19 protein-coding genes and 1 CRISPR repeat array are annotated in these 23,610 nt (G+C 28.0%); all 19 genes read right to left on the bottom strand.

The window, feature by feature from the left end:
• Positions 1-110: 110 nt before the first annotated feature.
• A CRISPR array of direct repeats spans positions 111-4,170; the repeat unit is 30 nt; unit sequence ATTTACATTCCAATATGTTTCTACTAATAC.
• Between the two features lie 185 nt (positions 4,171-4,355).
• Positions 4,356-4,634, bottom strand: a complete 279-nt coding sequence (cas2, locus tag KQI77_RS06880; RefSeq protein ID WP_216389630.1) for a CRISPR-associated endonuclease Cas2 — start codon at positions 4,632-4,634, stop codon at positions 4,356-4,358.
• 10 nt (positions 4,635-4,644) lie between these two features.
• Positions 4,645-5,637, bottom strand: a complete 993-nt coding sequence (gene cas1b, locus KQI77_RS06875) for a type I-B CRISPR-associated endonuclease Cas1b (protein ID WP_216389628.1) — start codon at positions 5,635-5,637, stop codon at positions 4,645-4,647.
• 15 nt (positions 5,638-5,652) lie between these two features.
• Entirely contained in the window at positions 5,653-6,150 is a 498-nt protein-coding gene (gene cas4, locus KQI77_RS06870) for a CRISPR-associated protein Cas4 (RefSeq protein WP_216389627.1), read from the bottom strand.
• Positions 6,151-6,166: 16 nt separating this feature from the next.
• Positions 6,167-8,377 (bottom strand): CRISPR-associated helicase Cas3', encoded by a 2,211-nt coding sequence (gene cas3 / locus KQI77_RS06865; protein WP_216389626.1) that lies wholly within the window; start codon positions 8,375-8,377, stop codon positions 6,167-6,169.
• A gap of 57 nt (positions 8,378-8,434) precedes the next feature.
• Complete coding sequence (cas5, locus tag KQI77_RS06860; protein WP_216389625.1) at positions 8,435-9,520, bottom strand: CRISPR-associated protein Cas5; 1,086 nt, start codon at positions 9,518-9,520, stop codon at positions 8,435-8,437.
• 30 nt (positions 9,521-9,550) lie between these two features.
• Positions 9,551-10,432, bottom strand: a complete 882-nt coding sequence (gene cas7i / locus KQI77_RS06855; protein ID WP_216389624.1) for a type I-B CRISPR-associated protein Cas7/Cst2/DevR — start codon at positions 10,430-10,432, stop codon at positions 9,551-9,553.
• Positions 10,422-11,801 (bottom strand): type I CRISPR-associated protein Cas8a1/Csx8, encoded by a 1,380-nt coding sequence (gene cas8a1, locus KQI77_RS06850; RefSeq protein WP_216389623.1) that lies wholly within the window; start codon positions 11,799-11,801, stop codon positions 10,422-10,424. Before cas8a1 ends, cas7i begins: the two co-directional genes overlap by 11 nt.
• Positions 11,795-12,547, bottom strand: a complete 753-nt coding sequence (gene cas6 / locus KQI77_RS06845) for a CRISPR-associated endoribonuclease Cas6 (protein ID WP_216389622.1) — start codon at positions 12,545-12,547, stop codon at positions 11,795-11,797. The genes cas8a1 and cas6 overlap by 7 nt, the downstream gene beginning before the upstream one ends.
• Positions 12,548-12,864: 317 nt before the next feature.
• On the bottom strand, positions 12,865-13,812 hold the full coding sequence (locus tag KQI77_RS06840) for a YafY family protein (RefSeq protein ID WP_216389621.1): 948 nt from the start codon (positions 13,810-13,812) through the stop codon (positions 12,865-12,867).
• A gap of 88 nt (positions 13,813-13,900) precedes the next feature.
• Positions 13,901-14,374, bottom strand: a complete 474-nt coding sequence (locus tag KQI77_RS06835; protein WP_216389620.1) for a hypothetical protein — start codon at positions 14,372-14,374, stop codon at positions 13,901-13,903.
• 75 nt (positions 14,375-14,449) lie between these two features.
• Positions 14,450-14,896, bottom strand: coding sequence for a hypothetical protein (locus KQI77_RS06830; RefSeq protein WP_216389619.1), 447 nt, complete (start codon positions 14,894-14,896; stop codon positions 14,450-14,452).
• Between the two features lie 29 nt (positions 14,897-14,925).
• A complete protein-coding gene (locus KQI77_RS06825) occupies positions 14,926-17,517 on the bottom strand; it encodes a hypothetical protein (protein WP_216389618.1) in 2,592 nt (863 codons plus the stop codon).
• A gap of 16 nt (positions 17,518-17,533) precedes the next feature.
• Entirely contained in the window at positions 17,534-18,082 is a 549-nt protein-coding gene (locus KQI77_RS06820) for a DUF4280 domain-containing protein (RefSeq protein ID WP_216389617.1), read from the bottom strand.
• A gap of 12 nt (positions 18,083-18,094) precedes the next feature.
• Positions 18,095-18,619, bottom strand: coding sequence for a DUF1629 domain-containing protein (locus tag KQI77_RS06815; RefSeq protein WP_216389616.1), 525 nt, complete (start codon positions 18,617-18,619; stop codon positions 18,095-18,097).
• Positions 18,620-18,621: 2 nt separating this feature from the next.
• Positions 18,622-19,221, bottom strand: coding sequence for a hypothetical protein (locus tag KQI77_RS06810; protein ID WP_216389615.1), 600 nt, complete (start codon positions 19,219-19,221; stop codon positions 18,622-18,624).
• 6 nt (positions 19,222-19,227) lie between these two features.
• Complete coding sequence (locus KQI77_RS06805) at positions 19,228-20,661, bottom strand: hypothetical protein (protein WP_216389614.1); 1,434 nt, start codon at positions 20,659-20,661, stop codon at positions 19,228-19,230.
• Positions 20,662-20,676: 15 nt separating this feature from the next.
• Complete coding sequence (locus KQI77_RS06800) at positions 20,677-21,243, bottom strand: hypothetical protein (protein WP_216389613.1); 567 nt, start codon at positions 21,241-21,243, stop codon at positions 20,677-20,679.
• A gap of 113 nt (positions 21,244-21,356) precedes the next feature.
• On the bottom strand, positions 21,357-21,845 hold the full coding sequence (locus KQI77_RS06795) for a hypothetical protein (RefSeq protein ID WP_367397283.1): 489 nt from the start codon (positions 21,843-21,845) through the stop codon (positions 21,357-21,359).
• 45 nt (positions 21,846-21,890) lie between these two features.
• Positions 21,891-23,426 carry a DNA methylase gene (locus tag KQI77_RS06790; protein ID WP_216389612.1) on the bottom strand — a complete coding sequence of 512 codons (1,536 nt, stop codon included), beginning with the start codon at positions 23,424-23,426 and terminating at the stop codon, positions 21,891-21,893.
• Between the last annotated feature and the right edge of the window lie 184 nt (positions 23,427-23,610).

Genomic DNA, 23,610 nt, shown 5'->3' with positions numbered 1-23,610 from the left:
ATATCTTTATAATCTTGATCATATCTTCTGCCCTTTCCCATAATGGACACATCCTTTCTTAACTAAATATTATTTTACTTAGTTTGACTTAATGTGTCCACTACTTTATACTAACACCACCAATATGTTTCTACTAATACCCCATTTTCATCTACCTGTAAGCCGTTTCTAAACTTATTTACATTCCAATATGTTTCTACTAATACCTTAGCTGCATCATTGCAGACAGTATAAATTGTGTATTTACATTCCAATATGTTTCTACTAATACCGCTCATTAAAGTTCACCTTCCTTTACAATTTCTTCATTTACATTCCAATATGTTTCTACTAATACTCTCTTCTTCGCTACCGAACCACACTTCTTGAGATTGATTTACATTCCAATATGTTTCTACTAATACTAACCATATCAACATCTAATTCAAGAGTAGCAAAACAATTTACATTCCAATATGTTTCTACTAATACTAGGTTATACAAGTAACTTTGAAGTATTAAATGCTAATTTACATTCCAATATGTTTCTACTAATACACATATATGTCCTTTACAGTTACAAGTAATAAAAAGATTTACATTCCAATATGTTTCTACTAATACTAATAAGTATCAATTAAGAATAGAAGGTGTGATATAATTTACATTCCAATATGTTTCTACTAATACCTGTATTGAATTATATAAGTGTTTATTGCAGAAACAAATTTACATTCCAATATGTTTCTACTAATACTAATATCTTCTCGCTATCTTCGTCATCTTCACTCAATTTACATTCCAATATGTTTCTACTAATACGAGATTACTAGAGAAGAAAGTGATAAGCAATTTCAAGATTTACATTCCAATATGTTTCTACTAATACCTGCGTAGTTTTGTTATAACCATTAGCTAGTGCATACATTTACATTCCAATATGTTTCTACTAATACGGTCATATCCTGCGATTTCATAATCTAAGTCTCATTTACATTCCAATATGTTTCTACTAATACTCTGGTCTTAAACATAAAGTAATGAGATACGAAGGTGATTTACATTCCAATATGTTTCTACTAATACTGCGTCTCCTATATCCTCTATTGTATAAACTACGTGGATTTACATTCCAATATGTTTCTACTAATACTATGAACTTAAGAAAATAAGAGGAGACAAGAAGAATTTACATTCCAATATGTTTCTACTAATACTCCGTTCTTCTTAAAGCTATTAGTTAGTGTAAACCTATTTACATTCCAATATGTTTCTACTAATACGATAAATATAAACGCTACGGGAATGTTACTTTTCGAATTTACATTCCAATATGTTTCTACTAATACAGCAGATGTAATGGTAATGTAGAAAGGAGAATTAGAAATTTACATTCCAATATGTTTCTACTAATACCTGTATTGAATTATATAAGTGTTTATTGCAGAAACAAATTTACATTCCAATATGTTTCTACTAATACGCATATGCTAGAGAAGAAGAGAATAAGAAGGGAAATTTACATTCCAATATGTTTCTACTAATACTTGGGTTAGGGCTAAACAAGATAATCCAGATTTACATTTACATTCCAATATGTTTCTACTAATACACATACAGAGAAGGTATCAAATTTGGAATAAATTCAAATTTACATTCCAATATGTTTCTACTAATACGATGCTATTGATGTTGCAAATGAGCTTGGATACACATTTACATTCCAATATGTTTCTACTAATACAAAACTTACCATATAAATTATTTAAAAATAATTTACATTTACATTCCAATATGTTTCTACTAATACAATATCTCTTTAACGAATTAATCTCTAGCATATAATATTTACATTCCAATATGTTTCTACTAATACAATTTTAGAAAAGGTTGGTTTTAGTTTTAGTGTTCCATTTACATTCCAATATGTTTCTACTAATACTGAAGGGGTTTTCCCCCTTCCCCTATATTAAAAAAATTTACATTCCAATATGTTTCTACTAATACTCTATTTCATATTCAATAAACTCTCGCTTAGCGTTATTTACATTCCAATATGTTTCTACTAATACACCAACTTGTATTAGATAAGGATGGGAATACCTCTAAATTTACATTCCAATATGTTTCTACTAATACTCCCATCTGGTTTTCTGAATTTTACTTTATAATATATATTTACATTCCAATATGTTTCTACTAATACCTGCCTTACTAAGCTTTTTATACTCTGCTACAGTTTCATTTACATTCCAATATGTTTCTACTAATACGTTGGTAGTATTGTATAATTTAACATATTTTTATTAGATTTACATTCCAATATGTTTCTACTAATACTATTAGCATTACAGGATATTCTTTAATCTTTACTTTATTTACATTCCAATATGTTTCTACTAATACAAATAAAAACAATCTTATCAACTCCTCTCTAAAGAGATTTACATTCCAATATGTTTCTACTAATACCGTTGTGATGTTATTATCTGTTGTGGCTCTTTGTATATTTACATTCCAATATGTTTCTACTAATACAATGAAATATGAAGTTAGAGATGTGGTGTGTGATTAATTTACATTCCAATATGTTTCTACTAATACCATTTTTCCACTGTTCTGTTCTACATTGCTTGTTGCTATTTACATTCCAATATGTTTCTACTAATACTTTTTCAATTAGTGCTACTCCTGCTCCTAATAATTTATTTACATTCCAATATGTTTCTACTAATACATGCGTTGAACTCTGTAATTAATCTATATATAGAAACATTTACATTCCAATATGTTTCTACTAATACCGTTGCTAATAATATTTGTTAAAGTTCCGAATATTTATTTACATTCCAATATGTTTCTACTAATACTGAGACACCCCCTAATAAGCTCTAACGAATGGCTTATTTACATTCCAATATGTTTCTACTAATACCAAGTCGCTGAGAAGGTCTGTAATCTTTGCTAATCAAATTTACATTCCAATATGTTTCTACTAATACCAAACCATCTTTTGTATACCCAATTACTTTTGGATACATTTACATTCCAATATGTTTCTACTAATACGCTTGTGCTTGCCAATTGTATCACCCTTTCTTTAAAATTTACATTCCAATATGTTTCTACTAATACCGTTGCTTACTAATCGCTTTGTATTAGTGGCATTAATTTACATTCCAATATGTTTCTACTAATACTGAAGATATGCCATTTTAGAAATGAGGGAGTGCAATGATTTACATTCCAATATGTTTCTACTAATACAACAAGTCTTACAGTAGAAAGTCAAGACAAGATGGATTTACATTCCAATATGTTTCTACTAATACGGCTAATCATCAAACAAGTACTATACCAATGACAGAATTTACATTCCAATATGTTTCTACTAATACTGGCTTACTAGCTACATTAAATACACCTATTTCTTCATTTACATTCCAATATGTTTCTACTAATACAAGTTTACCAATAGAAAATGTTACATCCGATATAAATTTACATTCCAATATGTTTCTACTAATACCTTGTTGCTATCTGCTCATCTGTCATTTGCTGCACATTTACATTCCAATATGTTTCTACTAATACTGTTTTAATTCTTCTGGAGTATATTCATCTAATGTACATTTACATTCCAATATGTTTCTACTAATACCCATTTCTTGATAATATACTTTAAACCTTTCAATATTATTTACATTCCAATATGTTTCTACTAATACTACATTATAAATATCACCTTTAGAAATATCAGTGTAATTTACATTCCAATATGTTTCTACTAATACATAAATATCATTCGTTTGACCTTCTATCGTATCGGCATTTACATTCCAATATGTTTCTACTAATACTTGATTTCTCTGCTCTCTAGTATCAACTAAAACAGTAATTTACATTCCAATATGTTTCTACTAATACTGGCAAAAAAGAAACACCATACTACCACATAGAAGCATTTACATTCCAATATGTTTCTACTAATACTCTTTAATTTTTCTTCCTCAGATAAAGAATAATAATTATTTACATTCCAATATGTTTCTACTAATACTAAATCGTTATCCATCTCTAGTGGAAACATATCCATATTTACATTCCAATATGTTTCTACTAATACTATTCTTTATTAACCATTCTGCTTTACCATTGCTAATTTACATTCCAATATGTTTCTACTAATACACGTCTAATTTGAGTACTCATTATTGCATTATTTGCTCTCCCTATATTGTCTACCTTAAATCTAGGATAAACTTTTATAATATATTTTTCAAGATATTTTTCTTTTATCTTATATAATTATAGATATTAAGCCAATTGTCATACCCTACTACTTTTTTCACTTTCTTAGGTAGACAATTTTTTAACTATAAAAAATTGCTTGTTTTATCTTCAGTTATTCCCCACATCTCCTTACTTAACCACCTTTGATTTCTACTTTTAAATATAATAACTGAATCAAGCTCTTTTCTTATTTCACCTTTTATTTCATATTTTAACTTAAGAATTTGAGATTCTGATAACTCTCCTTCAAAAACAGAATTTTGTATATGGGTTAAATATCTCTTACATATTTTAAAAACTCTGTTTAACACTCTTTGCCCTTTTTCATCACCTTTTATGTCATATACTAAAATTACATACATACTTTTCACCTTACCACCATATCTTAAATGGTTCATATTCTTTTTCATTTAATAAGTGTTTAACCAATTTATAACATTCTAATCTAATTAAATATTGATATGATACATTTTTATTTAGCTCTTTATGTTTTATTGTTTGTTGCAACCTATTATCTAATTCAGACACAACTAATCTAGATGCATCTTTAGTTAAATGCAAATAATTAAGATTCTTTGTAAAACTCTTTTCTGTAATTTGTTTTTTATTTAATAATGAAAATATTAACCTATCTCCTAATATAGGCTTAAATATCTCCGCAATATCTAAACATAAAGAAAATCTGCTAGTGCCTGGTTCATGTAAATAACTAATAGTTGGATTTAATTGTGTTTTATATATTTCACTCAAAACTCTTGTATATATTAATGTATTTACAAAAGATATTAACGTATTTATCATATTGTCTGGTGGATTCTTTACTCTTTTTTTAAAATCTATTTCCTGATCTACAATTACATTCCACGCTGCATAATATTTTTTACGTATATTTCCTTCATACCCCATAAGCTCATTTATACTTTCTGCTTTATAAATTTTCCCTTTTAGATATGTTATATCTTTCATATATTTTTCTACATCTTTACCTCTTCCATTATAATACCTTAAGTTTCTATATATATTACTAGAAGCTCCATCAATAAATTTTTTTGCAATATTTAATCTCTTTTCAGCATTAGAATAATTTCCAACTTGATTTACTAAAAGTTCTCCTGACACTAATTTCTCTCGCGGATAGTAACTACCTGAATAAAAACTATAATAATTAAAAAAATGAACGCATATACCATATCTAGAAATATAATTTATTAAATTAGAATTTAAATTCATTTCGCCCATTATACTTATATCATCTACTGTTTCAATTGGAATACTCCTACTACTTCCTGATTCGTCAATAAACTTTATTGTATTATCTTTTCTATTTAATTGCCCATTATTGTAAATATAAAAACTTCTCTTCATAAATTACTCCTTCATTTAGATATAACACAAGTCAAAATAAGCACATTTCTTACATATTTTTTTCTTTTCTAATTGAGGTGGAACTTTTTCATTAACAATATTAATAATATTTTTCTCCATATCTTTTATATTTTTCTCATCATCTTCTGTTAAATTTACTTCTACAGTTTGTTTTAATAATGGATAATCTAACTTACCATAAGCACCATCAACACCTCTACACTTTAAATAATACAAATAGTACTTAACTTGCATAATGCTTGCTTCTTCTATTGTTTTACTTTTTTTCACCTCATGCAACATTTTGTTGTTTTTAAAAAAATCAATATTTATTACATTATCAATATTGATATGCTTACTTTCTCTTGAATAAGTTTCCTCATCTAATGCTTTTCCTATAGACACATCTTCACTATTTTGTTCCATACTTATTTCATGATTAAAATACCATAATTTTCTCTTACATACTTCATAATAATATATATCTAAACCTGTTATTTTTACCTTTCCCATATAATTCTCCTATAACTTATAAAATATTATTATTTGACTTTGTATCATCAACTTTATAATATCCTAACTCATTGTTATAACCACATTGTATAACTTTAATTTCCTCATATTTATTAATTTTTACAACACTATATACCTCTGCTTTCTTTGCTTCATACATAGGTATAGATACTATAAATTTCTTTATATTTCTTATTAATTTCAATCTGTCATTACTATTAAGGTTATCTTCTGCAAGAGATTTTTCTGCTTTAATTATCTTTTCTTCATTCTCTTTATACACTTCTTCTGGTATAATATCCTCTGACAATATATTTCTTAAATCAACTTCTTTTTTTTCAATATCATATGGTTGAATCCCTTTTATAAAATCATAGATTCTCTTATATTCACGAATAAAATCACTATCTTTTACATCTTCGTATCTAAAATACTTATTAATTAATGCTATTTTTTCATCTTCAGTTATTTTTCCATCTACCTCTTGTAATGCTTTTTTAGATAAATCAAATATTGTTTTATCTATAAATCCTCTATTACCAATTTTTATATGTTCAACATCTGTATATACATAGCAATTAACTTCTTCGCAATTCTTAGCACCTTTTCTATTACATCTTCCAAACCTTTGAAATAAAGAATTAATATCTTGTAATTCTGTAAATAAGCAATCAAAATCTATATCCAAACTTGCTTCAACAAGAGAAGTTGATATCCATATTCCATTTCTTATATCTATTTCACCATTATCTTTGTATGTTTTACCAAATTCAATTATTTCCTGTTCTTTTCTTTCTCTATCTACTTTTATATATCTACTATGAAGAATATGAATTTCTTTACTATTTATATCGCTTTCTTTTAATTCTTTATACAATTGTTGAGCCTTTTTTATTGTGTTACATATTACTAAAATCTTATTTCCTTTGTTATTTGCAATATTTTCTTTATATTTTTTTACTACATCCTCTGAATTAATCTTCTCATTTAATACTTTTACATTATGCCTAACTTTATTTTTATCTTTTATAAATTTTCCACATTTAAATGATATATTTTCACTTAATAATTTCTTTATAAAAGGTGGTAATGTGGCAGTTACTATTGCTATTTTACCTCCCATTTCATTAATCATTTCTAATCCACGAATAAGATATGCTAACAAATCTGGTCCATACATCTGAATCTCATCAATTACTATTTTTGAATATGCTAGCGTAGTTAATTTTAATTCAAATCCTTGATATTTAAAAACAAAATCAAATAATTGATCTAATGTTGATATACTTAATGGCATAGACAACTGTTTACCTCTTTTATCATATTCAATAACATCTAGATTTTCTTGTTCTTCAACACTTATTCTCTTATTGTAGTATTCTAGTGATTCTGAATGTAATATCGATACTCTTTCATTTATGTTTTTTTTATCTAGTAAATCATTTGCCACTCTTTCGTAAATAGCATTTATAGCTGTTCTTATAGGAAGTATGAAAAATCCTTTGTTATCCCCTATCCATTGAAGGCCACCTTCAGTTTTTCCCATTCCAGTTTCTGCGACAGCTATTATATTTTCATCTCTATTTTTTATACAAAACTTCTGTAGTTCATTCCAATGACTACTTGAATCTTTACTTTGCCATCTTTTCATTAAATCATTTAATGATTCTTCTAAAAAATTATTTGGATATTCAACTACATATCCTGCACTCGCACTATAATCACACTTGTGAAGATATCCCTTTATCTTCGCAGCTTCAATATCATTAACCATACAAGATATTTTTTTTCTTTCCCTTATACCTAACTCATAATGTTCTATATCTGATAAACTATCCTTTATTTGCTGCTTATGCTCACTAATATATTTAAATGCATCATCACAATAATTGTGATGATTAATTACTGCATGACATACTCTATGATAATCTTCAATTTTACTAAAACTATCTTTATCTATCATATATGCTGAAAGAATATTATGAAAAATTTCTTTTTCTAAATTAAATTTTAGCTTTTTTCCATTCTTTGCAGCTGTTATTCTCTTTTGAAATTCTCTATTAACTTTACCCAAATCATGATATTCACATGCTAACTTTACTAATTTGTAAGTTTCTTCATCCCTTATATATCCTAATTCTTTTAATATTTCTAATGAATCTATTAATTCTTGTGTATGTTCTTTTATTGTTTTATCTGGTTTAGCCAAATACTCACTAGTATTCATTTGAAAATCCCCCTTAGATTCTAAGGCAACAGTTTCAATTCTGCTGCCTTATTAGCTTTAAATAAAATTAACTATAAATTCTTGTTTATCATCTCTATCAACATAAATATTTTCACTTGTATCCTCTATTGTATAATATGATGTATATAAAACCTTTTTCTTCACAAATTCTCTTTTGCCAACCTTAGCCTTTTCTGTATCATAATTTTTATTAATATAATATTTTGTACCAATTATTTCTCTTCCAGTTTTCTCTTTAGAATATACCTTTTCATTTTTAACATCTTCAAAATTTAAATATGCAGAATAATTACTAGTTAATTCCTCATAAACATCTTCTGACAATTCAACAACTTTTGCTTCAACTAAATCTATAAAATCTTCACTACGTCCTAATGATTTAATATTATAAGCATTATCTATTATATCCTTCATAGTTTCTTCATCACATCTTATATGAATAATTAAATGTATATTATCTAACACTTCATAATATCTAAGAGCTGTTGTAAGAGATCTATATTGAGATAACTTATTATTACAATTCTCATCTTCAAAAATCTTTACTCTGTCTTTAATTGTCTTCTCTAACTTTTTTATTTCTTTTTCCCTATTATCTATTCTCTTAAATTCATCAGAAGATTTATCAAGCTTCTTTTTCTTACCAGCTAAAGCTGTTTTTCTCTTTTTTATAAGAATATTAACATTTTTTAACCTTCCACTTTTAAATTCACTGATTTTATCCTTTAATTCTTTAAGTTCTTGATATTCAGTTAATAATTCTCTATCATATACAAGTAAATTTTCGTTTTTCTTAAGATTACTACTTCTATCTATAGTTTTTGCTACTCTATCAAATGATGTTGATAACATAGATTCATTTCTCATTTTCACAAGTATTCCTCTATCATCCATAGTTGAATTTAAAAAGCAATAATCTGTATATGGTTCTCTATGCATAGATTCATACTGTCCTTGTACGCTAATATCCATAGGATGATATTCAGTATATCCACACGCTACATGTATTGCCCCTATAATTGTCGATATAGGTGGTAATGGATATGTCATTTTATTTTCCCAAGTTTCTTCTTTTTTATAATTAGCACTACTTTGATTAACTATTAATCTAATTGCCCTCATTATTTCACCACCTTTCTATCAACTGTTATTTTATACTTCATAATATTTTTTTACTTCTTCACATAAATCATCAAAGAATGTCATTACAGACTTTGGTTGTAATTCTCTGATAACTTCATCTTCATTCTTAAACGCTCCACCTCTTAATAATCCAACTGAAAATCCACTATTAATTTTTTGTTTCAAATCTTCTGATAATACAATATTATCTTGAGAAACCTTGACTACATTTTCAAAATAATGAGTTTTTCTAGGAGATAATCCGCCCACTACAAATAATGGTTCAGAATTATCAAGATTTCCTTTTACTAATAAGCTTAAATTTTGTACAGCCCTTAATAAACTGATTACACGATCAGCTTTTTCTTTATTATCTGCTTCTACCTCAAAGTTTTGATCTTTTCCTATCATGTCAAGATCTATTGTTATACTATAAATTTTTAATGATTTATCATATTCATATTGATATGGCATTAATCCTGATTCTTTAGGTTTATCTTGAACACTTACTCCTAATTCATTTGCTTTATTAGTTGCTAGATATAGATTATTGTGAAATCTTGTTTCATTAACAAAACTTTCTGTAGCTATAGCATCTGTTAAGTAAAAAGAACTTTTTCTTACATATGTAGTCCCTTTAGTACTCATATATCCTCCCTCAAGAGCTCTACAATTAGATACATTTAAATCTTTATTAGCCATCTTTTGAGTTGCCCCATCCACTTCAGTTTTTAAATCATCATACATACCACTTTGAACCATAATTGCATTTTTTAAACTTTCCCTACTTCTTATAGCATATACTTCTCTATTTTTAAATACCTTTTGTACACTAGCAACATTTCCTAACCCCTCTGAGTAATTAGAAGTCATATTAGCTACTACTGTTAATGTTATTGCACTATTCTTCATTATTATCTCCTCCATTATCATTATTTTGTATTACATTTCTTCCTAAAGCATTTATAAATGTATAAAGAGCGTCTTTATTTCCATCAAAATCTTCAAATATATCATTTGCAAAGCCAAAATATACATTTGAGTAATTTGACAATTGTAATAAAATATGACATGTTCTTTCTTTATCTTTAAATATTACTGAACTTAATAGTTTTTGTTTATAACTATCTATTTTATTTTCTGCTTTTTTTTGTATTAATTTTTGTGTTACATCTTTTGCACACATGTAAGCACTATTCATTGCTTGATTCATATTCTCTCCTCCTTTTTTTATTAAACTATTAATCTTTATTAATTGTGTTGCTACATAACTTCTTTTGTTCTTAATAAACAACTCAATTGTTCTATCTAAATAATATTGATTTAATATAGCATCTATTGCTTCATTCATAGCACTTATATAATAATTTTCATTTATTTTACAACTACTATCTAATGCTTTATAATCAATAGAGTCTTTTAATTTATTAAAAATCTCTATACTATCTTTTCTTATAAATAATGTTTCAAAAAAACCATTATCAATATTCTTAGTAATAACCTCAACATCATAATCTATAAAATCAGTTGACTCTATTATACTGTTGAAAAATATACTTCTTGAAGATTGCTTATTACCTTCTTCATTTGGCTTTTTCAACTTACTTTCTAAAGTCAAATTAGTTGATATAAGCATATCTAAACTAGAATTATCATTGATGAAAAACATTTCCCTATTACCACAAAAAGCAAAAGGAATAAAATCAAAATATCTAGAATCTGTCAAACTTAATTTACTTGTATCAAAATTATAAGAAACTGATCTACTTTTCTTACCCATATCTATATAATATCCAACTACTCTACTTGATGTCTTTTCTTCAGAAAATAATAAATTTTCATTACAATAATTCCTATATAAATTAAGTTTATTTCTATAAGTTTCTTTTATTATTTCATACCTATGTTCTTGTGCTATTTTTAATATTTCTTCCTTATTCTCTCCATCAAACTTTATTCCTTTAAACAACTTCTTCATTATTGAATTAGCTTTTAAAATATCATTAATATCCTTTATATCGTCTGATGTAAACTCTTCTGAGGACAACCTTGATTCTAAGTTTTTATGTGGCATATTATCTGCATAAGAATATTCTACATAATCTAGATATTTTTCTTCTATAATGTCTTCGCTATTAAAATATAATGTATCTTCATCTATTCTATATTGCATATCATGAAATCTAAAATATCTTATTAAGCCACATATAGAAGCAGAATATCTCCAATCCGAAGCTTCTATAGCTGTATCATAGCTTTCATTATCACTTTTTCTTAACATTCTTCTCCTCCTTCCTGACTTATTAGATCTAACATTCCATATCCTGCTGATGTACGACTTCCTAATCCAGTTTGATACAAATGTTTCAACAATCTGCTATCTGCTTCTAGTTCAAACATTCCAACTGTAACATCTATATATATTCCGTAATGTAATGTAACAACTTTTTTTAGATTAATTGGAGTAAATTTAACATTTTCTGCAATCTCTCTACTAAAACCTGCTCTAATCGCTTGTTCTCTAACTACATATAAGAATTGTTCTTGGAATCCTTCCTCATTATAAACATAATATTTATCTCTATTAGTATCAGAATTATGTTCTCTTATACATAACCCTGATCCAGAATATGTTTTAAATACCGCCTTGGAACTCTTTATCTCTACATTCTTCAATTGAGTTATTTTTAAAAGCATCATATTATTGCCATTAGGTAATGGATATAGCTTATTCTTCTGAGCTATAAGAGAATTAAATAATATATATTTTTCATTTCCTATTTCAGATATAGAAATTAATATTTTTATCGTATTACCTTCTAACATAATATTAGTTTTAGTAAACTTGCACTTTCCTAACATTACAGTAAAACAAAACTTTTTCTTTTGTGTATCCTTATAGAACTTATCATATTGCCTTCCATTATCACAAACACTTAAAGCATTCTTGATATAACTTATTATTGAACTATGATAATCTTTAGGAAATTCATTTTTTGACAATCTCATTTCTAAAAGTAATCTCATAAAATACCTCCTTTCCAATTACTACAAGTTTATAATATTACTTTTTTTTCCTTTTGTCAACTTTATTTATATTATTATTCACGGTTTATTTATCCTGCACATTATTATTTACATTTTATATTGTATTTGTAATGTAAACTTTTTTTTGATATATTATTATCTGTAGTAGAACCATATTTGGAATATAAATTGAATAATAATATCAATTAAGTATCACTAGTAGACCATATTGGAAAATGCAATTATTTGTTACAAATAATTGCATTTTAACTTACATCTATATTATAACAGTAAACCCTGTTCTATCTACGTCACATTTATAAATTTTTTATCATTTTTTCTAATTTTTCTCTTATTTTCGTTTTTAATACTTCTGGTTTTACTACAGTAACACTTTCACCCATACTTAATATCCATGATAATATTTCGGGTCCACCCTTCATCTTTGCTTTGAAAACAATTCCTTCAGGATAGCTTTCTTCATCTATAACTTGATTATCTACCCATATACGTTCTTTTACTGTATTAGCCATAGGATTTCTTATTAGCAATTCAAGATCATATTCTTCTCCACCAAATATACCTATACTATTTTTACGTTCATTTGCTAAATGTTTATCCATATCTATACTTTTAACAAATTTCTTATTAGTAACTATACACTTTTTGATTCTCTTTAGCTTAAAATTTCTTATTGCATTTCTCTTTAAGCAAAAAGCATACAAATAATATTCTCCCTTATAAGTTATAAGTTTATATGGCTGAATTCTTCTTTCATCTACTGTACCCTTATTATCTCCATATTCAATTATCACTTCATTAGATTCTATACAGCTTTTATGTATGTCTTCTTTTATCTTTCTTTGATTATCATCTAATGGTTTAACTCTTGAATATGGAATTATTGAACTAGCACAATTTTCTTCATTGCTCTTTATTGTATAATTAATTTTATCTATTGCTTTTTTTAATTCTGTATTACCATCCATTAAGTTACTATCCAACCCATTTATAAAATCCTTAACAAGTTCCATCTCATCTTCTCTTAATATTTCTTTAATAGGAAACATTGCATCATCTCGCAAAATATATCCACCATATCTTCCTGGTATTGATTCTATCTCTACAAAATCACTTAATATATCCTTATAGCACCTCACTTGTCTTTCTTTCACTTCTAATTCCTCTGCTATATCCTTACACTTTATAACTTCATTTTTCTTTAGCATAAATAACATTTTTATTACATTCTCTACTTTTCCCATTTTTTCTCCCTCAATTATTATAAAAATGCCTTGGTTAAATTATTAAATAATTCTTCCAAGGCATTATTTACTTCTTTTATATATTTTATTATTCTAGAACATACATAACTTCATTAGGCATTATTGCAACTGTCAGTTCTTCTCCCTTTACAAACGGCTTTCTTCTTTTATAAGTATTGAATTCAAAGTCTTTAGTTTCTAAATTTCCTTCATCATTTTCATATACTACTTTCATCTTCATTGAAGAATTTCTATAATTATGTATGCTTTGATAAACAACTTTTGCAACCATAAAATCTCCTTTTTTCATCTTTCTTAATGATGATATATAGGATTGAACTACAATTATAAATATTAAGGCAATAACACCACTAAATATTATATATTTAGTAGGTATCTTTGCTACTAATGCTACTATAAACATTCCTGTTGTTACTAATGCTAGCACTCCAAAAATAATAATTCCTAATATAACACTCCCCTTATAATTCTTATAAAATGCTTTTTTCATCTCTTCTGTTGGTTTTTCACTTTTCATATGTACCCTATCTTTCTTATACAATTTTGTAACATAACACCTTGGTTAAATTATTAAATAATTCTTCCAAGGCATTACTTACTTCTTTTATACATTTTATTATTTTAAAACATACATAACTTCATTAGGCATTATTGCAATAATTATCTCTTCTCCTTTTTTTAACTTTCTACCTTTATAAGCATCAACATAATAACCTTTAGTCTCCATAACACCTTCATCATTTTCATATGTTATTGTATATTTCATTGTAGAATTTATGGTATCATTTACTCCCTGATATATAGCTTTTGCTACCATAAACTCTCCTTTTTTCATCTTTCTTAATGATGATATATAAGATTGAACTACAATTATAAATATTAAGGCAATAACACCACTAAATATTATATATTTAGTAGGCATCTTTGCTATTAATGCTACTATAAACATTCCTGTTGTTACTATTGCTATTCCTCCATATAAAATAATTCCAAATATAATACTTCCCTTATAATTATTATAAAATGTTTTTATCATCTCTTCTGTTGGTTTTTCACACTTCATAGTTTACTCCTATCCACATACATATCTTACTAATTTTTTTTATTAATTTCATCTACAACTTTTTTAGTATTTGGACCACCTATGCCCAAAAAATCTACTGCACCTTTTAACCCCTCATTAACGCCATTTGAAAATTTACTTTTTCCATACTCAATAGCCATTTGTTTTGCATAACTATATCCAAATGCTTTTGCCAATGGTTTTCCGCTATTTTTTATAGTATCTTTGCTTGCTTGAACTCCAAGAGAAGATATCAACGCATCATATCTTACAATTTCTCCTTGATTAGCAACAATAGTATTTCTTGCTTGTTTTATTTGTGTCTTCAGTGCTGCTCTTTCTGCCTCTATACTTCTTCTTGCTGCACGATCAGTAGTATTTCTTTTTGCTTGTAATAACGTATTTCTCTTATTTTTCATAGAATTAACATTATGAATAAGTTCATCAGTTGTACTCTTTAATTCATTTCTTGTAGTTGTTGCTGCTCCACTTTCAGCACCATTTTTAAATATATTTTTGGCTGCATCTCTGTCAGCTTCTAATATATTTCCTAAAGTATCATCTGTTACATTGCCAAACAGTCTATTTTTAGCTGAACTAGCTGAATTGCGCATAGATGACCAAAGTCTAGATACGCTTCTACCAGCTGAACTATTTGACACTGAAGAACTAATATGTCTAAATGGACGTGTATCTGCTATCTTATTTAGTATTTTTGCATCGAATATTCCAAAACTAATGGTATTTACAACTAAATCTAATCCAAGACCATCAGTTAAATCCTTTCCATCTATAGCATTGCATGAAACGTCTTCTGCAACAACTCCAGCAGTAGATGCAACAAATTCGGCTTTGACTCCTAAGCCCGCTTCACCTATTGCACCAGTTACTGCACCTACAAAAGTTTTTACTCCTACCTTAGCACAGAATTCCTTCGTATCAGATACTTCACCATTCTTATAATCTTCATAAGCCATTGTTCCTACAGCTAGTGTACCTGCTGTTGCACCACCTATTACTGCTCCAGCTATAACAGGACCTGCAGCTCCACATGTAGCAACTGTTACTGCAACTGCTGCTGTTACTGCTGCTACAACTAATAAACCTGCTGCTACATTCTTCGCCAAATCCCACCAACTAAACTCTTTTCTCATTGGTGCATCATTTATATTCTTATAGTCACTTTTAGTTTCAGTTGTTAGCATAGCTAAAGTAGTTGAACCCATCTCTAGATATTGATCTTGTAATATATATGATACTGGGACATTTCCTGAACATACACTTGTATTTATCTTACCTTTAGCAGTTATAAATAATTTATTAGTATTACATCCTATTCCTATTCCTGCATTAAATACAACTTTGTTCTTGCTGACTGCTAGAGTTCCCTCATCATCTACCATCATTAATTGGTTTGTTTTTTCATTCACTTGTTGAGATGATATAAGTAAGAAGTCTGGTGCTAATACCATTCCATTATCATGTTCTGTAGCAAATGTTTTCTCTTCCTTTTTATAAATTCCACTTCCGCTAGAAGACGCATTTGTACGTATACAATTTATAGCCTTGGCACTTTTTTCAGATGCAGATGCAAAATATAACGATACCTTAGTTCCTACTTTTGGCATACAATACATCAAATTTCCTGTCTCAGGAACCCATTCATAAGGATACTTAGTAGTGTTATTATTTTCATCTTGTAATTCAAGATTTAATTCCAAGGTTTCATTAGCTGTTTTCTCTACTACTCCATGTATAGTACATCCTGCCAATAACAAATTATTATATTTCTTTTGGTATAGATACTCTTCATTTGCCAATTTATATTTGAACAAAAGCTCAGTTCCGTCTAGCCTTGAAGTTTTTTCACATACTATATATGTTTCTCCTTTAAACGTAACAGTATCACCTACAGAATATATATCCTTAGTTTCTACCTCAACATAAGAAAATTTATATTTATCTATATTAGTTGCAAATGCTTTTTTCTTAAAATAATCTTCTGATACTCCCATTGCATACTTTGAGCTTTTTATTATTCCTTTAGATGCTTTTTTCTGTGCCCCAATTATTATTCTCAATATCTCAGAACTCTCATCTACTAATATAGCTTCATTGCACTCACTTGCTACCCTCTTCATAAATTCCCAATTAGTTTCATAATATTGTATAAGCGGCATTCCTATAGGATTGTCCTTATGAAAATCACATTGTACATTAGCAGACGTAAGTTCATTTGCAACTTGTAATATAATATCTTTGTGATTTTTTTGTACATCTTGATAAGACCTATAATATTTTTTATGATCAGTCTTACAACTACTAGAAATTAATCTTATTTCTACATTATAACTGTCTTCATAGCTTTCATTAACTTCGACTTCATCTATGTATCCACAGAATATAGTAATATATTCTCCTGATAATGTTCGATTCTTTACTTTAATAAGTTGATTCTGTAATCTCTTTATAATATCCGAAACATTATAGTTTTTAGATATCTCCCCTTGTATATCTATAATTGGATGTTCTCCTGGTTTATTTATCATATTACATTTTGAACATTTATATAATTCTTTAAAGCCTTCAAGTTTAATTATCTCTTGAGTTATTTCCCCCACTCATTATCCCACCTATCTATTCATCTAATTCTCCACCATATTCTAGTCCATTACATTTTTCTTTTACTTCTATAACTCCTAGATATGCACATACTAAAAATGATTTTGTAGTTAATACTTTCTTGTCATTTATCTCAAAGTTCTCCTTGGCATCTGCCCACTTACCAAGTATCTGACATACACAAGGGTACCCCACTATAGGATTGTTTTTCTCTTCATCTAATAATGTTATCTTTTGCCCCTTTGGTACAGATGGTGAATTACATATTCCAAATACGTTAATATTATCATTAAGTTTGCAATCTTCTTCTAATATCAACGGATGATAATATTTGTCATCTTCGTGCATAATTGTAACTCCATGATCTTCTTTTAAATTAACTCTTCTTGTATGAGTTCCAAATTTGCACCTAAGAGACACACCTCTAGTTGTATATTCTGCTGGAGAAGAATTAGAACTACTTACATTATCCTCTATATACTGTTGTTCTTCATCTGTAATTTCTACATTAGCACAATCCTCACTATTTTCTTGAGGTTTAGAATATCCTTTTTTCGCTGCCATAGTTTTTTTCACCTACACTTTCTTTAATTCTCTTACTGTAAACCCTCTATAATCTCTCTTAAGCATAGCTTCTAATAGATCCATTCTTACTACAATATTTGTAGTTTGAATATTTTTTATTCTAAATATTGCTTTGTCTAGAAGTTTACTAGTATCTATAACGCCTTCTTTTATTACGCTTTTATCTATGTTATATATTGTACTTTTATCTAAGCAATCTATTCTTAATAATTCAGGTATATAATATTGTTCCATTTGACTATTATCTTTATCAACTAATATAAGTTGTTTATATCCAAGATTAGGTTCAAACAGACTTATAAGTTCTTTTAATTCTTTTTTTACTATAAAAATAGGAGAAGTTACAACATCATAAAAAACAGTATCTTTATTTGATTTTATATAGACTGCTGTTTTATCATCTAGTTTATTGTATTTTCCATCATCAATGCTCTTTTTATCTATAATCTTATACCAATTAATTAATTCTGGTTTATTAATAAGAGATGCATCACTTTCTATCAAAAAATATTTCATATTTAAAGCCCTCCTATTACAGTTCCTTCATCTAGATATTCTCCTATAGTAATTTTCATATCATCAGTAATCTTAAGATCATCTATACTCGAAACCATAAGAAATATATCCTTTGATTCTACAAAGAAGTTAACTATCAATCTATAATATTCTCCTAGATACCTCTTCTGTATCTCCTGAAGTATATCTTGATCTATTCTGATATATTTCTTCTTTAACTCTCTCTCTATATATTCTAAGTCTCCATTATAATAATCCATTATAAAATCTAAATTAATCTCAATCATGCATTCATTTTTATCTAGATATCTTGTACTATCATATAGATATATGTGAATAGGATAATTTCTAGTATAATAATAATGTCTCATAAGAAATATACTTATATATGCTATATCATTTTTATTTGAATTTCTCTGCATATCTATTCCTTGTTTATACAACCTATCAACATCATCATATAACTTTGCTACTATATTATCCGCATTATTTTTTACATATTCACCTATAATATCTATATTATTTTCTAATCTCTTTTCTAATAAATTTGCTGCATATTTTATTATTTCTTCTTTATTAACCTTTTGTACATGTAACGCCATAATATCTTATTCCTTATCCTGCATTTTTACTTTAGGGCCTTTTATAGTAATTGCTTTTTCATCTAATAGAATAGAATTTTGATCACTTTGTTCCATATTAATTTGTTTATTTGCTGTTAAATATATATCATTAGCACTATTGAATTCTATTCCCTTATCTGCCTTAAAGTATATTGATTTATCTGTAGTTATTGTAATTCCATTTTCATCATCTAATTTTATAGCTGAGCCCATTTCATTATTAGTTATCTCTATATAAGTAGGTGCAAATATAATTTGTTTATTTTGCTTATTAGATATAGACTTCTCATCTGGATTAGATCTAGCAGAACTATTAGATGCTGAACTATCTACATCTAAGTGAACTGAACTTATTACATATCCATCTTCTTCTTTCTCTGTTGGGAAATACACTCTTATTCTATCTCCTTCTTCTGGCATACAATACCAGCCAGTACCATCTGGAGAAGAATATACAGTAGAATATGCAAAATCTTTAGATCCACAATCTCCATTGCCATTTTTTCCATCCTCATCTACTGATATCTTTACTGTTGAACCAGATACTCCTGTTATCTTTCCACCTAACGAAGCTCCTATAAGCTTATGATTATATTTTCTTACTCTGTCAAATCCACCCTTGCTCTTAAGTACATACTTATTTATTATTTCCCCTCTTATAAGAGAAGTATTAACACTATATATGTATAGAGTTTCACTTGCACTAGGTATTGACACCTTGCTACCTATAGGTGCATAATCTCTAGATTCAACTTCATATGCTACACAATCTTTTATCTTCTCTATAGATTCTTTATTATTATCTAACATATATTTCTCTACTGATTGTTTTATCCTTACTGAACTTGTTGTAATCTCTGCACTTTTAGATCCCTTGCCTACTCCAATATAGTATCTAGGACTAGCAAATGATACTTCTGGATATATACAAGTTCCCATATTAGATGCTATCCTTTGAGCAAATTCCCAATTAGTTTCATTATATTGTACAACCATCTTCCCTATACCTTTATCATCAGCATACATAATACTAGATGCAGCTTCTGACTTTTCTAGATTCTTGAATAGTTTTGAATATGTTGTACCTGAATTTTGAAATGTTTTTGTATAATTATTACCGTCTAATTTTATAGTTCCTGTTACTAGAACTAACTCTAGAGTATTAACTGCGCCATCGTTTTCTATTTTCATAGAATATACAATTCCTTTAAAAATATCCTTATGGCCATTCTCCTCATCCACTGCCTTTATTGTAAGATAAGATTCTGATTTTCCCTTATTCATGCATGCATCTATTACATCTTCTTCTATTATTCCTGTTATACTTGCATATGCGTGTTCGTTTACATTTTGATTAATAGTACATCCTGTTATTGTTACACTAGGGAATTCCCCTATATATACCCTTGCAATTTTCATACTTCTTTACCCCTTCTACTTTTCATTTACTTCTATAGACTGTAACATATCTAAAAATACTACTTTCCATAATTTCATTTCTTCTACTGTACAGTTAAATACAGCATGAAATACTTTTTTATCTATTTCCATACAAGCAACTAAACTATACATACTTCCATCTAATACATGACATGTATAATCAAACCAAGCGATCTTCTTATTATTCTTCTCCATAACATTTTCTTCCAGAAACGAAAATTGTGGATTATAGTTCTGTAATATGTTCTTAAATGTGTTTCTCATATTCTCCACTTGATCTTCTGTAAAATCTACTGGAAGTAAACTAAAAGCAATATTAACTGTATTAGTATCATTAGATTTTATCACTTGTGGCCTATTCTCTGAAGGATACTTCATTTTCTTCAAATCTTCAGGTAAATCTATAAAATCTATTGGCATATAAATAGACATCTTATCATCAAAGAAAAAGTTCTTCTCAAACTTATATTCCTTCTCCTTTATCAAGTAACCAGAGTATACATCTCCTACACTTTCCGTTTTATATTTATTTATGTCTTTTATTATCTTCTCATCCTCCATAATAACATTCCCCTCCAAAATAACTTTTATTTCATTATACTACAAATATTGACTAATGTAATTATGAATTATTCTCAAACCTGTTTTTTTATTTTAACAGCAATAAATATTACTTAATATTCCAAGCCATTAAATATATCCCCATTTATATCTATAATCATATCTATAGGGATATTTGTACCATCTAACATAACTATTGCTCTCCTATAACTATCAATTTTTTTTACGTTACTAGTACAAGTTACATATTCTCCACCTGACTTTCTCTTATCTGGTTTAAAATACACTATAGTAATCTCAGGATACTTATTTATATTCTCTTGTAACAATTGAAGTTTAACATCTATTATATACTTATTATTCTCATCTAACTCTATAAATTCATCTGTAACTCTAGCTGTTTCCTTGATTGCCTCATTATGACCAGTTAGTGCTGCAAATGGTGCAAATTGTGCTGCTCTATTCTGTATGGACATCTGCATATGTTTCTCTGACACATGGTGTGGCATATCTATAATATCAGCATACGGTTCACTCATATTATTGTTATCTAATGTTGATTCTGCCATTCTATTATTTACAATATTATATGGTATACTCATATATTCTCTACCTTTCTCTCTTATTTGTTAATATTATTGTAAGCTTTAAGCCTTATGGCCTCCTATTCTCTGATTTCTATCTCTAGCAGTAGCTCCTTCTTCATAATTCAATCCTTTTAATACTGCATTCTTGCCATATCGTTTCTTAATAGATAACATAGCTTCCTGTATTCTTCTCTCTTTCTTAAATGACTCCTCTTCTACCTCATGCTTCTTATCTTCTATAATATAATCTGTAAATAAATCCATCTGCTCAAATGTGTTATTACTAGTATTCTCTTTTGCTTCAGATTCTAATATTACATTATTAGCCGATATATTAATTCTTCTAATCAATAGCTTATTATTTACTATCCTATCATATAATTCTGTAACACCTTGAATTATCATATGAGATGAGGATGTCTTTCTATCTAGATTCTTTGTTCCGTGAGCATGCTTTGGTATTCTTCTTCCATATCTATCTATGGTTGTCTCGCCATGATAATTCTTACTAATATTTGATTTACTCAAATTATCTATATCGTATCCAACAGTTAATACTATTTGATCTGTTACTAATCCTTTATCAACTAAATCCAAAGCTAATTGATCAGCCATTTCCATAGCTACTATTCTAGCCTTATCTGAAGTATAAGCACAAGATAACACTTGACCTGCTCCTATACTCTTGGTTTCCGGCTTATAACCCTTTACATCTGATATAGTACAAGGTTCCCACCCCCATGCGTGGTCTATAAGAAGCTCAGCATTTACGCCAAACATATTATATAGAAGATCTTCGTTATAATAATCTGTTTGTTTTCCTATAGAACATCTTGCAATATCTCCCATAGTAAATAGTCCTTGTTCTTCTAGTTTCTTGGCATATCCTCTACCAACTCTCCAGAAGTCAGTAAGAGGTCTATGATTCCATAATAATTGTCTATATTTCTTCTCATCAAGTTCAGCTATACGCACTCCATCTTCATCTGCCGGAATATGTTTCGCAACAATATCCATAGCAATCTTACATAAATACATATTAGTTCCTATCCCTGCAGTTGCAGTAATACCTGTTGTTCTAAGTACATCACGAATTATAGTTCTAGCAAGATCATGAGGTGTCATATTATAAGTTCTCAGATAATTGGTAACATCCATAAATACTTCATCTATGGAATAAACATGAATATCCTCTGGAGCAATATACTTCAGATAAATATCATATATCCTAGTGCTATATTCCATATATAGTGCCATCCTAGGTGGTGAAGTAATATAAGTTATACTGATTGAAGGATCACTTAACTCATTAGCATCATAAGACTCACTAGTAAATGTATAATTAGGTGCATGTTTCTTTCGCTCTACGTTAGTTATATTAACCTTCTGTACTACTTCAAATAATCTAGCTCTACCTGGTATTCCATAAGCCTTTAGAGATGGTGAAACTGCTAGACATATAGTCTTCTCTGTTCTACTAGCATCTGCAACAACAAGGTTAGTTGTCATAGGATCTAGTCCTCGCTCCACACACTCTACAGAAGCATAAAAAGACTTAAGATCTATAGCTATATACACACGATTATCTCTATCCACAACTACTCCTCCTCATTATAATAATAGATTCTCCTGCACTAATTTTTATATCTAATACTATAATTATATCGAACTTACGTTCTGTTGTAAATAGTTCTAATCAAGCCACTTATAAGCAAAATCCAAATACTTTTTGTATATCAATAATGTTATCTGTAGTTTTAAAATCATACATTTGCCCGTG

It is taken from the genome of Clostridium sp. MSJ-8 (assembly GCF_018918325.1).
Lineage (GTDB): Bacteria > Bacillota > Clostridia > Clostridiales > Clostridiaceae > Clostridium.
This window is presented reverse-complemented; position numbering and strand designations above follow the sequence as displayed.